Annotated in this window: 14 protein-coding genes; 7 read left to right on the top strand and 7 right to left on the bottom strand. The window is 33.7% G+C overall.

The window, feature by feature from the left end; genetic code table 11:
• The first annotated feature begins 152 nt into the window (after positions 1-152).
• Complete coding sequence (locus ACIQ2L_RS04660) at positions 153-707, top strand: fasciclin domain-containing protein (protein ID WP_396156894.1); 555 nt, start codon at positions 153-155, stop codon at positions 705-707.
• A 240-nt stretch (positions 708-947) separates the two neighbouring features.
• Positions 948-1,952, top strand: coding sequence for a fasciclin domain-containing protein (locus tag ACIQ2L_RS04655; RefSeq protein ID WP_396156892.1), 1,005 nt, complete (start codon positions 948-950; stop codon positions 1,950-1,952).
• Positions 1,953-2,005: 53 nt separating this feature from the next.
• Here the strand turns inward: ACIQ2L_RS04655 and proC are convergent, their stop codons facing one another.
• The 7 genes from proC to guaA form a co-directional block, all read right to left on the bottom strand.
• Entirely contained in the window at positions 2,006-2,806 is an 801-nt protein-coding gene (gene proC, locus ACIQ2L_RS04650; RefSeq protein WP_396156890.1) for a pyrroline-5-carboxylate reductase, read from the bottom strand.
• Between the two features lie 74 nt (positions 2,807-2,880).
• Positions 2,881-4,785, bottom strand: coding sequence for a membrane protein insertase YidC (gene yidC, locus ACIQ2L_RS04645; RefSeq protein WP_396156888.1), 1,905 nt, complete (start codon positions 4,783-4,785; stop codon positions 2,881-2,883).
• Positions 4,786-4,824: 39 nt separating this feature from the next.
• A complete protein-coding gene (locus tag ACIQ2L_RS04640) occupies positions 4,825-6,438 on the bottom strand; it encodes a CTP synthase (RefSeq protein ID WP_396156886.1) in 1,614 nt (537 codons plus the stop codon).
• Between the two features lie 167 nt (positions 6,439-6,605).
• The gene (locus tag ACIQ2L_RS04635) at positions 6,606-6,839 is read right to left on the bottom strand and encodes a DUF3820 family protein (protein WP_396156884.1); all 234 of its coding nucleotides are present in this window, start codon (positions 6,837-6,839) and stop codon (positions 6,606-6,608) included.
• 80 nt (positions 6,840-6,919) lie between these two features.
• Entirely contained in the window at positions 6,920-7,324 is a 405-nt protein-coding gene (locus ACIQ2L_RS04630) for an OsmC family protein (protein WP_396156882.1), read from the bottom strand.
• Positions 7,324-9,369, bottom strand: coding sequence for a LysM peptidoglycan-binding domain-containing protein (locus ACIQ2L_RS04625; RefSeq protein ID WP_396156880.1), 2,046 nt, complete (start codon positions 9,367-9,369; stop codon positions 7,324-7,326). Before ACIQ2L_RS04625 ends, ACIQ2L_RS04630 begins: the two co-directional genes overlap by 1 nt.
• Positions 9,370-9,464: 95 nt before the next feature.
• Positions 9,465-10,994 carry a glutamine-hydrolyzing GMP synthase gene (gene guaA, locus ACIQ2L_RS04620; RefSeq protein WP_396156878.1) on the bottom strand — a complete coding sequence of 510 codons (1,530 nt, stop codon included), beginning with the start codon at positions 10,992-10,994 and terminating at the stop codon, positions 9,465-9,467.
• Positions 10,995-11,228: 234 nt separating this feature from the next.
• On the opposite strand from guaA, the gene ACIQ2L_RS04615 reads away from it, so the two are divergent.
• The 5 genes from ACIQ2L_RS04615 (at position 11,229) to ACIQ2L_RS04595 (ending at position 13,813) form a co-directional block, all read left to right on the top strand.
• Positions 11,229-11,555 carry a four-helix bundle copper-binding protein gene (locus ACIQ2L_RS04615; protein WP_396156876.1) on the top strand — a complete coding sequence of 109 codons (327 nt, stop codon included), beginning with the start codon at positions 11,229-11,231 and terminating at the stop codon, positions 11,553-11,555.
• A gap of 73 nt (positions 11,556-11,628) precedes the next feature.
• Positions 11,629-12,228: an SOUL family heme-binding protein gene (locus ACIQ2L_RS04610; RefSeq protein ID WP_396156874.1), complete on the top strand. Its 600-nt coding sequence runs from the start codon at positions 11,629-11,631 to the stop codon at positions 12,226-12,228.
• 16 nt (positions 12,229-12,244) lie between these two features.
• Positions 12,245-12,931 (top strand): type 1 glutamine amidotransferase domain-containing protein, encoded by a 687-nt coding sequence (locus ACIQ2L_RS04605; RefSeq protein WP_396156872.1) that lies wholly within the window; start codon positions 12,245-12,247, stop codon positions 12,929-12,931.
• A 331-nt stretch (positions 12,932-13,262) separates the two neighbouring features.
• Positions 13,263-13,499: a hypothetical protein gene (locus tag ACIQ2L_RS04600; protein WP_396156870.1), complete on the top strand. Its 237-nt coding sequence runs from the start codon at positions 13,263-13,265 to the stop codon at positions 13,497-13,499.
• Positions 13,496-13,813, top strand: coding sequence for a type II toxin-antitoxin system RelE/ParE family toxin (locus tag ACIQ2L_RS04595; RefSeq protein ID WP_396156868.1), 318 nt, complete (start codon positions 13,496-13,498; stop codon positions 13,811-13,813). The genes ACIQ2L_RS04600 and ACIQ2L_RS04595 overlap by 4 nt, the downstream gene beginning before the upstream one ends.
• Positions 13,814-13,997: the final 184 nt, after the last annotated feature.

Below are 13,997 nucleotides of genomic sequence, written 5' to 3'. Positions count from 1 at the left end.
TATCTCTTAAACGAAAAACTTTCGTAATTAGTATTTATCAAATACAAATATCAAATAACTAAATTATTAATAAATGTAAATTTGTTTTTAAGATAATATTGGGAAATTAAATTATTCTTTTTATATTTGGAAAAATTTAAAACTTAAACCAAATGAGAAATTTAATTAAAGGTATTGCATTAGTAGCATTAGTTTTTACTGCGTTTTCATGTAGTAAAGACGAAGCAAAGGATTTTAAAACTTCATCAATTGCTAAAATAGCTGAAATTACACCAGAATTTAGTTCATTCAAAGAAGCTCTTGAAGTTACAGGATTAAAAGCTACATTTGAAGATGCTGGAAATTATACAGTATTTGTTCCTACTAATGCAGCTTTTGCACCAGTACTCGGAGGTCTAACGGTTGCAGAATTTAATACTGCAAATCCTGGATTATTAGAAACAGTATTAAAATATCATGTAATTGCTAATGCTGGAGTACTTTCTAAAGATTTAACAGACGGCCAAGTTGTGACCACTTTACAAGGTCAAAACATTACAGTTGCATTAGAACCTAATACATACTTTCCAGATTTTGATTCAGATTTATTAGATTTTGAAGAAACAAGTATCTTTATTAACTCTGCAAGAGTATTTGCTAGAGATGTAAAATGTACAAACGGAGTAATACATGTTATTGACAGTGTGTTGTTGCCTCCTAGTTCATAGATAAAGTAACACTATTTAAGAAGCTTCTCAAAATTGAGAAGCTTTTTTTATTTAAAGAGGTTTCAAAATGATTTATTTTATTTAACGATAAACAAATCAATAAAAATAAGAATATTATTAAAAATAGTATGTTACTCAAAAAAAATAAAATTTATTTTTATAACATACGCAACCATTTAGTGTTTTTATAATCATTAATGAAATTTAAAAAAATTATTAATCATTTAAAAACAAAAAACAATGAAAAAATTTTCAAAAATTATCGGAATTGCATTATTATCTTTAACTGTTTTCTCATGTAGTGATGATGATGACAACGCTCCTGCTCAACAAACAATTACAGACATTGCTGTAGCCAATCCAGATTTATCAATTTTGGTTACTGCACTTACTCGTACTAATCTAGCTGGCACTTTAGATGGTGCAGGGCAATTTACTGTTTTTGCTCCTACAAATGCTGCTTTCAATACATTCTTTACTTCACTTGGTGCTGGCGTAAATGTTAATAATGTTAATGTTGATGTTCTTAAAGCTGTTTTATTAAACCATGTTATTGGTTCAGAGATTAAGAGCACTGTTATCCCTTCAGCAACGTATGCTTCTACATTATCACCAATAAACGCAACTACCAATGCACCAACTATTACTATGTTTGTTCAAAAAGCTGGAGCAACGGTAACACTAAACGGAGGTATTGACAGCAAAGGAGCGGTGGTTACCACTGCCGATGTGGATGCTAGTAATGGTGTCATTCATATTGTTAATAGAGTAATTCAAATTCCAACTCTAGTTGATCATGTAGTTGACAACCCTGATTTTGATACATTACAAGCAGTGGTAACAAGCACAAGTGGTGCTTTCGGAGATCAAAGTGCTGTTCTTAATGCTTTAAATGGTTTAACTGCTACTGCTCCAGGAACTTTATTTGCACCAAACAACGCTGCTTTTACTGCAGCTACAACGGGAACTGGTTTTTTAACTGGTACTGCAGTTACAGCAGCTAACGTGACAAGAGTATTGCAGTATCATGTTTTAGCTGGAAATGTTCGTTCGTCAGCAATTACAACTACCTTACAAAGTTTGCCAACACAAGCTATGATGCCACAATTAAATGTGGGAGTGCAATTAAATCCTACGGCTAAAATAACAGATACTCAAAATATTGTTACTGATATAATATTAGTTGATGTACAAGGATCTAATGGAGTAATACATGGAGTTACTAAAGTGTTACGTCCATTTTAAATTTAAACATTTCTATGAAAAAGAGAGAAGCGCAGTTTTTAACTGTGCTTTTTTTATGAACCCAATTCAAGTGCTCTATCATTTGCTGCATTTATAGCATCAACTATAGTTTCTTCCAAACTTTGCTTTTCAAAAACTTGAAGTGCCCGTTCGGTGGTTCCGCCTTTGGATGCTACTTTTTTAATCCATTCTTCGTTGGATAACGAATAACTATTTTGGATGGCAACCGAACCCATAAACGTTTGATTGACTAATAACTCTGCTTCCGATTCGTTGAAGCCTAAATCAACAGCAGCTTTAATCATCGATTGCATAAAATAAAAAACGTATGCTGGACCACTTCCCGAAATGGCTGTAGCAGCATCAATTAGTTTTTCGTTTTCTACGTAAACTGATTTTCCTGTGGTGTTTATTAAATTTTGTATGATAAATAATTCTTTTCTATCTACGTTAGCAGAAGCTGAGAAAACAGTCATTCCCATTCCTATTTGAGTAGGAATATTGGGCATGGAACGCACAATTTTAGAGCAAGATAATTGTGATTCTAATTTCGATATTGTAATTCCAGCCATAACCGAAAAAACAATCTGATCGTCTTTCAAATAGGGCTTAATTGAGTGCGCCAAAACATCAAAATCTTGAGGTTTTACAGCCAATATGACTATGTCAAAATCGCATACTTTTTCTGTTGGCACCGATGAAAAGTTAGCTGTAGGTATACTACTTTCTGACGTGGAAAAATTATCATTTCTAACTAAAACAAAAATATCTTCTGGTTTGATGAATCGCGAACTGATAAAACTATTGGCATACGTTTTACCCATATTACCATAACCTACAATTAAGACTTTCATGATTTTATAGAAATTAAAAACTCTGTTTAAAGATAGGATTTTAAACAGAGTCTTAAAAATGTATTATTCGAAAATTATTTCTTTTTATTCTGAATTTGTTTTTGAGCTTCAGCTTGTTCCATCATTTCACGCATCTTCTTTTGGAATTTACCTTCCGTTTTGGGCTTGGCTTTATTTTCCTGAATTTGAGCATGAATCTTATCGCTATTGATGAAATATTTCTTAATAACCAACATGATGCCAATGGTAATCAAATTTGAAATAAAGTTATATAAACTCAATCCTGACCCAAAGCTATTAAAGAAAATCAACATCATCACTGGTGAAACATAGATCATTATTTTCATGATTTTGGCCATATCGGGCATTCCATCTTGTTGAGGTTGCGCCATGGCTTGGTCACCAGATGTCATTTTCATATAGAAGAAAATAGCTATAGCTGCCAATATCGGAAACAAACTAACATGATCTCCATACAATGGAATATTAAAAGGCAATTTAAATATTTGGTCAAATGATGATAAATCGTCAGCCCAAAGAAAGCCTTTTTGTCTTAATTCAATAGCAGAAGGAAAAAATTGAAACGAAGCATACATAAACGGGATTTGTATCAAAGCTGGTATACAGCCCGCCATCGGATTCACTCCCGCTTTATTGTATAACTTCATAGTTTCTTGTTGCTTTTTCATTGGATCTTTTTTGAATTTTTCTCCAATTTCCATAATCTCTGGACGCAACACTTTCATCTTCGCTTGTGACAAAAAAGATTTAAAAGTAATAGGAGACATTGCAATTTTTATCAAAATAGTGAAGATGATAATCGCAATTCCCAATCCCATGAATGAACTTAAAAACCCAAATAGTGGAATAAAAATAAATTTATTAATCCATCCAAATATTCCCCAACCTAAGGGCACAATATCCTCGATATTTTTTTTGTAATTGTTTAATATTTTATAATCTGTTGGACCTAAGTACCAATTCATTTTATAATCTAACTCACCATTTTTAAATGCTAAAGGCAATGTTGATTTAAACTGTTTTGTATATACTGTATCAATTTTATCATCATTAACTAAATCTGTTGAACTTATTTTTACTTTGTTTACAGGTGTTTCAAATAATAGAATTGAACTAAAAAAATGTTGCTTATATGCAATAAACGTTGCATTTTCTAATACATCATCCTCTTGCTTACCTGTACCAGCATAATCCACTTTCCTTTCATTATGTTCATAATAGATTTCTGAATAACGATTTTCATATGCTACACTTTTTTCATTACGATAGGTTTTTAAATCCCATTGCAAATCAGCGGTGGCAGACGTGTTCAAGACTTTACTTAAACCTTGAGAACGAACATCAAAATCTAACATATATTCTTTGGCTTTTAGAACATATTTATATTCTAAAAAATCATTTGCTCCGGTTTTTAACTTCATCGATAGGATTTGGTCTTCTCCGTTTTTAGATAAAGTTGGCTCAAAGAAAAGGTCTTTGGTATTTAAAACCCTATTATCTTTCGTTTGTAATTGAAGATTAAAATTGGCATTATTATTTTTAATTAATTCAACCAATTGTCCTGAATCTTTCTTAAATCTTTCAAAATTCTTTAAAGTAGCTTCAACAATAAAACCTCCTTTATTAGCAATTTTCAAACGCACTAACTCGTTCTCTAAAGTAGTAAAGCTTTCTTTTGCAGAGGGTAACGTTGCTGAATAAGCAAAACTCCCTAAACTACCTTTCAACTTTTCTAATTTTACGGTATCATTAACAGTCGAATCATTTATAGTTGCAACAATTTGTTTTGTAGCGATTTGTTTGGCTTGTTGCTGTTTTTCAACTTTTTCTTTTTTCGCTTTCTCTTGTTGTTCTTTTAATTCAGTATCTCTATTATTGTACATCATCCACATGATGATTACGAATATTAAACCAAAACCAATGATGGTATTAAAATCAAATTTCTTTTGTTGTTCCATAATAATGCTGTCCCGAAGTTTCGGGATAATTTCGATAGGTTATTTATTTTTATGCTTTACCATTGCGGCCACAAAGCTAACAAAAATTGGGTGTGGATTGGCAACAGTACTTTTATATTCTGGATGGTACTGTACTCCAATAAAAAACGGATGGTTTTGTAGTTCAATAATTTCTACCAAACCTGTTTCAGGATTTATTCCAGAACAAACCAACCCAGCATTTTCTAATTGTTTTCTATACTCATTATTGAATTCATAACGATGACGATGACGCTCTTCAATTTGATCTTTGTCATAGATTTGATGTGCTAAAGTACCTTTAGAAATATCACATTTCCATGAACCCAAACGCATAGTTCCGCCTTTATCTGTAATTGTTTTTTGTGCTTCCATTATAGAAATAACGGGATGCTTTGTCTTCTCATTCATCTCGGTTGAATTGGCATCTTCCAATCCTAAAACATTACGCGAAAATTCGATAACAGCCATCTGCATTCCTAAACAAATTCCGAAAAACGGAATGCTATTTTCACGAGCATAGCGAACGGTATCGATTTTACCTTCAATGCCGCGACCACCAAATCCTGGCGCAACTAATATCCCATCTAAATCCTGAAGTTGTTCTTGTGCTGTTTTTGCATCTAAATATTCGGAATGAATAGAAATGACATTCACTTTGGTTTGATTGGCAGCACCCGCATGAATAAATGATTCTAAAATAGATTTATACGAATCTTGCAATTCTACATATTTACCAACTAAACCGACATGTACAGTTTGTTTAGGATGCTTTAATCTGTGAAGGAACGTGTTCCAGTTTCTCAAATCGGGCGCTGCTTTTTTAGGCAAGTTTAATTTTTTCAGCGCCACAACATCTAAGCCTTCTTCGAGCATCAGATTGGGCACTTCATAAATCGTCGAAGCATCAATAGATTGAATTACAGCTTCCCGTTTTACATTACAAAACAATGCCAACTTTTGACGCAATTCGTCTGATATTTCGTGTTCGGTTCTACACACTAAAATATCCGCTTTGATTCCGCTTTCCATCAACGTTTTAACAGAGTGTTGCGTTGGTTTTGTTTTTAACTCACCCGCTGCAGCTAAATATGGAACCAAAGTTAAATGAATTACAATTCCGTTGCTTTCTCCTAATTCCCATACCAATTGACGAACGGATTCGATATAAGGCAACGATTCAATATCGCCGACAGTTCCACCAATTTCAGTAATTACAATATCAAAATCACCTGATTTACCAAGCAATTGCATGCGTTCTTTAATTTCATTGGTGATATGCGGAACGACCTGAACCGTTTTGCCCAAAAACTCGCCTCTTCGCTCCTTTTCAATCACTGAAAGATAGACTCTTCCCGTGGTAACATTATTGGCTTGAGAAGTAGGTACATTTAAAAATCGCTCGTAATGTCCTAAATCCAAATCGGTTTCAGCACCATCATCAGTAACGAAACATTCTCCGTGTTCGTATGGATTCAACGTTCCTGGATCTACATTGATATAAGGATCAAACTTTTGAATGGTAGTTCGATACCCTCTAGCCTGAAGTAACTTGGCCAAAGATGCTGCAATGATTCCTTTCCCCAAAGAAGAAGTCACACCGCCTGTAACAAAAATATATTTTGTTTGATTCATTTTATTAGTAGTTGTTGTGTTGTAGATGTTGTAAAAAAACGAGGCAAAAGTACAATATAAATTGGAGAAAAATCAATTTGAAAATGAGATAATTTGGAAATTTGAAAATGAAAATCAAGATAAATAAAAACGTAATTTTAAAATTATCTCATTTACAAATTTTCAAATTAGATTGGTTTCGGATATTGCCTCTTTACGTTACGAACTAACTCTTCTAAACCATTTAACTTAAGTTCGTAAACCAATTGTAATTGTTCGCCTAGTTGTCCTTTTGGAAACCCTTTATTACTATACCAAACGACATAATACTCGGGTAAGTCGATTAGATAATAGCCTTCATATTTACCAAAAGGCATTTTGGTATGGGCGAGTTTGATAAGAAGTTGTTGTTGTGCATTCATTTAATAAGAGAATAGAAAATAGATAAATGATAGTAAAATGAAAAGTCTATAATCTATATTCTTTCATCTTTATTCTAATTTTACTTCCAGTTAAAGATTATACTCTTTTTAATATCAGGATGCAAACTATGATAAACCGGACAAGTCATGGCTGCTCTTTCTAATATCGATTTAGTTTTATCATCAGCCTCGAGGTTCATTTCAAATTTGATATGAATCTCTGAAATTCGTCTCGGTTCCGCGGCCATAATTTTGGTAACTTCGGCTGTGGTTCCTTTTAGTTCCAAATCCATATCTCTTGCTTTTATTCCCATAATTGATATCATACAAGTTGCCAATGAATTTGCGACCATGTCGGTTGGCGAAAAGGCTTCACCTCTACCATGATTATCTGTTGGAGCATCGGTAAGGATTTCCGTTCCCGATTGCAAATGCATAGAGGAAGTCCTCAATTCGCCTAAATATCTAACAATTGATGTGGTCATTATAAAGCTTCTTTTATGGTTAAATCAGTATCGTAATACAAAATATAAATTCCGTTATTAGAGTAGCCATAAGTTGTATTGGCTACATAATCAAACTTGTTCTCTATTTGTTCCGAAGAGGTTGCTTGAACCGTTTCTTCAAACGTTTTGTCCTGAGACAATCGAACTAAAGTATCAAAAGTTACATCAAAACCCCGAATAGCATATTGGTTGGGTAAAATCTTATTTAGCTTTTTATATTTAGCATCAAATTGATTGGCTTCAACCGTTTCGTTTGGTCTGGAAAGTGATGGAAATAAAAGTTTTAATTTGGTCAATCTAGTCAATGATATTTCTTCAAAATCTAATGTCTCATTCGGTTCCAATATAACCAATTGTACTTGATACTCTTTTTGCACAGCCAACATTACTGAAGTAGTTGCTAAAATCATTCCGGTACTTTCAGAGGCAAGTATTACATAGTTGAGTTTATCTTTTTGAAGTAATACTTTCAAGCTGTCAGCAACTACAGTACCTTTAAGGCTCAATCCAACTATTTTAGTTTCATTTTGCATGTCTTGAATATACTGCCTGACACCTGTTTTTTTATTGTCAATTACGGCAATAATATTCGCATTTTTAGTTTTCATAAAATCAAAGATGGAAGTTCGCAAAAGCTCAGTTGATGGCATGGATTGATATAAATTAGAATACTTTTTTCCAACTTCTTTAGATAATGGAGAAATAACGGGAGTTTTAGTTGACTCAACTAATTCTGCTAATTTTTCCACATTCGCCTGATAAAAAGGCCCAACAATTGCATCCATTGTTTGAAGATTGTTTTGTTGTACTAAAGCAGAAACATTAGAAGTGCTTTTTGTTTCCTGAGAATCTAAAATTTTGATATCAATATTCATCCCTAAAACCTTTGCAGAATCAATTGCCATGAGTGCTCCAGAATAAAAATCTAAAGTCAAGTTTAAAAATTTGTCTTTTTTTAAAAGCGCTTGCGTTGAATTTATAGTATCACTTTCTAACTTTGAGATATTAAACGGAAAAAGTAATGCGAGTTGTTTCCTCGCATTAGTGTTAATTGTTTTTAGTAAATTTCCTTGTTCCTTTTTGACAGGTTCCTTCCGCTGGCCTTTCGGAACTCTGAGAATCATACCTTGTTTTAATCCTTTTTTTAATTCTGGATTAAGTGAGATTAGTTCTTTTTCAGGCATATTATAATCATTGGCTATGCTCAAAATTGTTTCATTCGGTTTAACCACATATTCTTCTAAATATTTTTTGGTACTTGACGAAGGTCCTGATGGCGTTTCTACCGTTGGAGACTTCGCGGTTTCTAAACTGGGTTTTACTGATGAATTACCTACAACAAGAAGCTTAAGTCCAATTGGAAAATCAGAAATAACTTCTGGGTTAAGACGCTCCAATTCAGCAATAGTCATGCCGTACTTTTTGGCTATTCCATACTTTGTTTCTTTAGGTGCAATGACATGATAAGCAATTCCTTCTGTTGAAGTTTCTGGCTTTGATTCCGATTTTTGAGCATTTACTTTCGGTGCTTCTTTCACTGGTACTTTTTCAACTTCAACAGGCTTGGAAACTATGGTGGTTTGTGAACTTCCCGATACTGGAATTTTAATATTTTGTCCGATTTTCAATCCTTCTTTTAACAAATCCTCATTAGCGGCTTTAAGCGCATCAATCGTTATATTATATTGTTTAGAAAGACTATATAAAGTTTCTTTAGATTGAACCAAATGGGTGGTTGGATTACTATTTTGAATAGTTGAAGAAGTTGCTTTAGGGGCAACATAAGATGTCGTTTCAACTGCTGAAGATGGAATTAACAAAACACTGTCCAGCTGAATTCCGTTTTGAGAATCTGGATTTAATTTGTAAATGTCATAAGGTGTAATCTTATACTTTTGAGCTATAATATTTATAGTCTCGCCTTTAACGACAGTATGTTTAGTGTATTTTTCTTGTTTTGCAGCGACGGTAAATACGAAAGAAAATACAGTTAGAAATATTGAAAAAAGAATACGGTTTTTCATTTACCTAATGTTTATTTAACGTCTAAAGTTAACAAAACTTTTTAAACTCAATATAAATTGCTAATTTTTTCATTAACTTTTTTATGTTAACAAATCTATTCCCATTCAATTGTGGCGGGTGGTTTAGAACTAATATCATATACTACTCTATTTACACCCTTCACTTTATTGATAATTTCATTAGAGATTTTCATCAAAAACTCATACGGCAAATGAACCCAATCCGCTGTCATTCCATCTGTTGATTCTACAGCACGAAGCGCAACTACTTTTTCATAAGTGCGCTCGTCGCCCATTACTCCAACACTATTTACAGGAAGTAAAATCGCTCCGGCTTGCCAAACTTTATCATATAATCCATGTTCTTTTAAGCCATTAATAAATATAGCGTCAACTTCTTGCAAAATCCTAACTTTTTCAGGAGTAATTGCCCCCAAAATTCTAATTGATAATCCAGGCCCAGGAAATGGGTGTCTGCCTAAAAGTTCAGGGTCGATGCCCAATGTTTTTCCAACTCTACGAACTTCATCTTTGAACAACATGCGCAAAGGCTCTACTATTTTGAGCTTCATATAATCGGGTAAACCGCCCACATTGTGATGTGATTTGATGGTAGCCGATGGTCCTTTTACAGAAACTGATTCGATAACATCTGGGTAAATTGTTCCTTGAGCCAACCAAGTTACGTCTTCAATTAAATGCGCTTCTTCATCGAAAACTTCAATAAAGGCATTCCCAATTGCTTTACGTTTGGTTTCTGGATCTTCAATTCCATCTAATGCATTCATAAATCGGGCTGAAGCATCAACACCTTTTACATTCAATCCCATGCCCTTGTATTGATGCAATACATTTTCGAATTCGTTTTTGCGCAGCAAACCATTGTTAACGAATATACAATACAAGTTTTTACCAATAGCTTTATGCAATAAAACTGCTGCTACGGTAGAATCTACTCCACCAGAAAGTCCAAGAACGACTTTATCATCTTTTACTTTCTCCTTCAACTCTTTGACACAGTCTTCCACAAAAGCATTGGGTGTAAAGTTTTGAGGAACGTGAGCAATCTTAACTAAAAAATTTTCTAAAATCTGTTTTCCATCTGTTGAATGATAGACTTCGGGATGAAATTGAATGGCATACGTTGTTTCGCCTTCGATTTTGTAGGCTGCATTTTCTACATCTTTGGTACTTGCCAATTTCACACCATTGGTTGGTAAATGTTTGATGGTATCGCTGTGGCTCATCCAAACCTGTGAATTTAGATTTACCTCTTCAAAAAAAGTTTCTCCTTCTTTGATGAATGATAAATTGGCTCTTCCATATTCTCTGATATTGGAAGCGGCTACTTCGCCTCCTGAAAAATGGGCCAAATACTGAGCGCCATAACAGACCGCAAGTAATGGTAATTTGCCTCTGATATTAGACAAATCAATTTGCAAAGCATCTTCTGAACGGACAGAATAAGGGCTTCCGCCAAGGATGACTGCTTTATAAGATGATAAATCTGTTGGAACATGATTGTATGGGAAGATTTCGCAGAATATATTTAATTCCCGAACGCGGCGTGCAATAAGTTGGGTGTATTGCGAACCGAAATCTAAAATAAGTACGTTGTGTTGCATGTGCAAAAGTAGTATTACTAATTGAAAAATAAAAACTCATTTTTTTGATTTCTGAGGAAATTATCACGATTACGCATTCTAAAACAAAAAATAACTAAAAGTGTTACGTAGTTGCTATCGAAACAATGTGTGAATGTTATAATTCTTATTTATTATTATACAAGGTTATTGTAAGTAATCGGTAGCACCTTTGACTCATTGTGAAAATTCATTCGCATTGAAAACAATTTCAAAATGAAAATTTCAAAAAAAGGTATCGAAGCATGTTTAGCATGTTTGATAACTTGCGAAAGCTGTATTATCGATTGTATTGCGAGTGGCAATAAAGAATGTATTGCATTATGCAGAGATTGCGCTGCTATTTGTGCATTGTGTGCACGTTTTGAAGCTAGGGGTTCAAGATTTAGTCAAGATTTGCATGCATTATGTGCTAAAATATGCGGAATTTGTTCCGAAGAGTGCGCAAAACACGCTTCTCATCATGATTCTTGTAAAGCATGTGCAGAAGCTTGTGAAAAATGTGCAAATATCTGTGAAGAATATGCAACAGTCAAGATATAATTTGTAAATTGTCTCAAAATAAAAGATTACCCGAGTAACATTAGAATTGAAGAAGTCCTAAATTATTAAAAAAATGAAAATTTTCATCATAACAACCGGCATCATTATCGTACTCCTGTTACTATTTCAAGTATATACTACCCTGTCAATTAATTCAACACAAACACAGCCATACAAAGTAATTCGGGTAGAAAAAAATTTTGAAATACGATTCTATCCGGCTGCGACTATGGCTACCATTACATCTTCTGCAAAATCTTATAAAGAGTTAGGGAATTCTGGTTTTAGTAAATTAGCGGGTTATATTTTTGGCGGTAACAGTACCCAACAAAAAATAGCCATGACTGCTCCAGTATATATGGATGTAAATGATACTATTTCCTCTATGAGTTTTGTGATGCCTTCTGAATACAATAAAGACAACTTGCCAAAACCAAACAGTTCGGAGGTGAAAATTGTAACTACAGCTGACGAATATGTAGCTGCTATAACATTTGGAGGTTTTGCATCAACTCAAGACATCAATGAAAATATTGAGAAATTGGAAAATGCTTTAAAAGCAAATTCCATTTCTTATTACGGTCACTTTCGATACTTAGGATACAATCCACCTTACCAATTATTTGGCAGGAAGAACGAGATAATCGTGAGTATTAATAAAGATTTTAATTAAATAAATACTACTAGTTATGAAAATTTTATTCGTTTTAACGTCGCATGCTACTTTGGGAAACACCCAAGAAAAAACAGGTTTTTGGATTGAAGAATTTGCAAGCCCCTATTATGTTTTAGCCGATGCCGGTGCCGAAATTACAATTGCTTCGCCAAAAGGAGGACAGCCGCCAGTGGATCCTAGTAGTGAGTTGAAAGATGCGCAAACACCGTCTACCGAAAGATTTTATAAAGACTATAAACTCATTGATAAAGTAGCACATTCATTAAAATTAAGTGATATGAAACAAGAGGATTTTGATGCTGTTTTTTATCCTGGAGGCCATGGTCTGTTATGGGATTTAGCCATTGATAAAATTTCTATTCAACTGATTGAAGAGTTTTATAATCATCAAAAACCAATTGCCTTTGTTTGTCATGCGCCAGCCGCATTAGTGAATACAAAAGCAGCGAATGGAGAACCAATTGTAAAAGGCAAACACCTTACTAGTTTTTCAAATTCAGAGGAAGAAGTAATTAAACTAACCCAAGTAGTGCCATTTTTACTAGAAGATGAATTGATAAAGCATGGCGCTATTTATAGTAAAGGAGCCGATTGGAGTAGTCACACCCAACAAGATGGTTTGCTAATTACTGGTCAAAACCCTGCTTCATCAGAAGCAATAGCAAAATTACTTTTAGCATCACTTCAAGAAAAAAAATAGCATTGAATTAAAATTTAAACCCTGTCAGTGTTTTGAACGCTGACAGGGTTATAAAAAAATACAAAAGATTACACCTATTTTGTCAATAGTTTAGTCTCTTCCCAGCTCCGCAGTCAGGAGACATTTACGAAGCTTTTCAAAGGAACACTTTGCGGAGGTATAAAATTTTGAAAATATCGAAAAAGAATAGTACATTTGTGTTAGATAGAGCAGACAATGACGATGATTAGGATAAAAATGTATTCTACAGAATGCGTGCCACAATGCTAACCAAACAAAAATTTCAGAACTTTTTTGCACAGAATTTACAAACATCTAAATAATCAAAACAATGAAACTTCAAGTATTACAAGACAGCAACGGCAATAATTCTGGAGTTTACATTCCACAACAAGAATGGAGTTTAATTAAACAACAGTATCCCGATATTGAAGAAATTTCATCTGATATTCCTGATTGGCAAAAAGAACTTTTAACATCAAGATTAGAAACTATTGCCAAGCATCCTGAACGTGTAAAACCAATTCAAGGATTATTTGATGCACTCAATAAAAAAGTCAATCGATGATTGAATTTGATTTTGAGTTAGATTACTTTGAAGAAGTTGAAGACGATATTGAGATTGCCAAGCTCTGGTATTATGAGCAAAGTCCTGATACAGATTTAGAAGAACGTTTCGCACATTGCATAAAAGAGACTATTGATAAATTGCAAAAAAATCCTTTTATCTATTATCCGATTTTTGAAAATATTAGAATTGCTCACCCTAAATTTTTTCCATACGGCATTCATTTTACAATTAATGAAGACAAAAAACAAATTTTAATTATTGCCATTTTGCACAACAAACAAGATAAAAGCAAGGTTATAAAACGCCTGTAAAAAATATTTTATTATAACAATAAACCCGGCAATTGCTGGGTTTTGTGTTTTTATATCTTCGCTTTGTGGGCACGGATTGCACCCGAGCGATGCGAACTGACGAAGTAAATCCGCTATCGACCGTTGAACATATCCGAGCGGTCGGGTTTCCGCAGTCATGAGGCATTTGCGAAGCTTTTCAAAG

This window comes from Flavobacterium sp. (assembly GCF_044369455.1).
Taxonomy (GTDB): Bacteria; Bacteroidota; Bacteroidia; order Flavobacteriales; family Flavobacteriaceae; genus Flavobacterium.
Note: the sequence above shows the minus strand (reverse complement) of the source record. Positions and strands in the feature narration are given on the sequence as shown.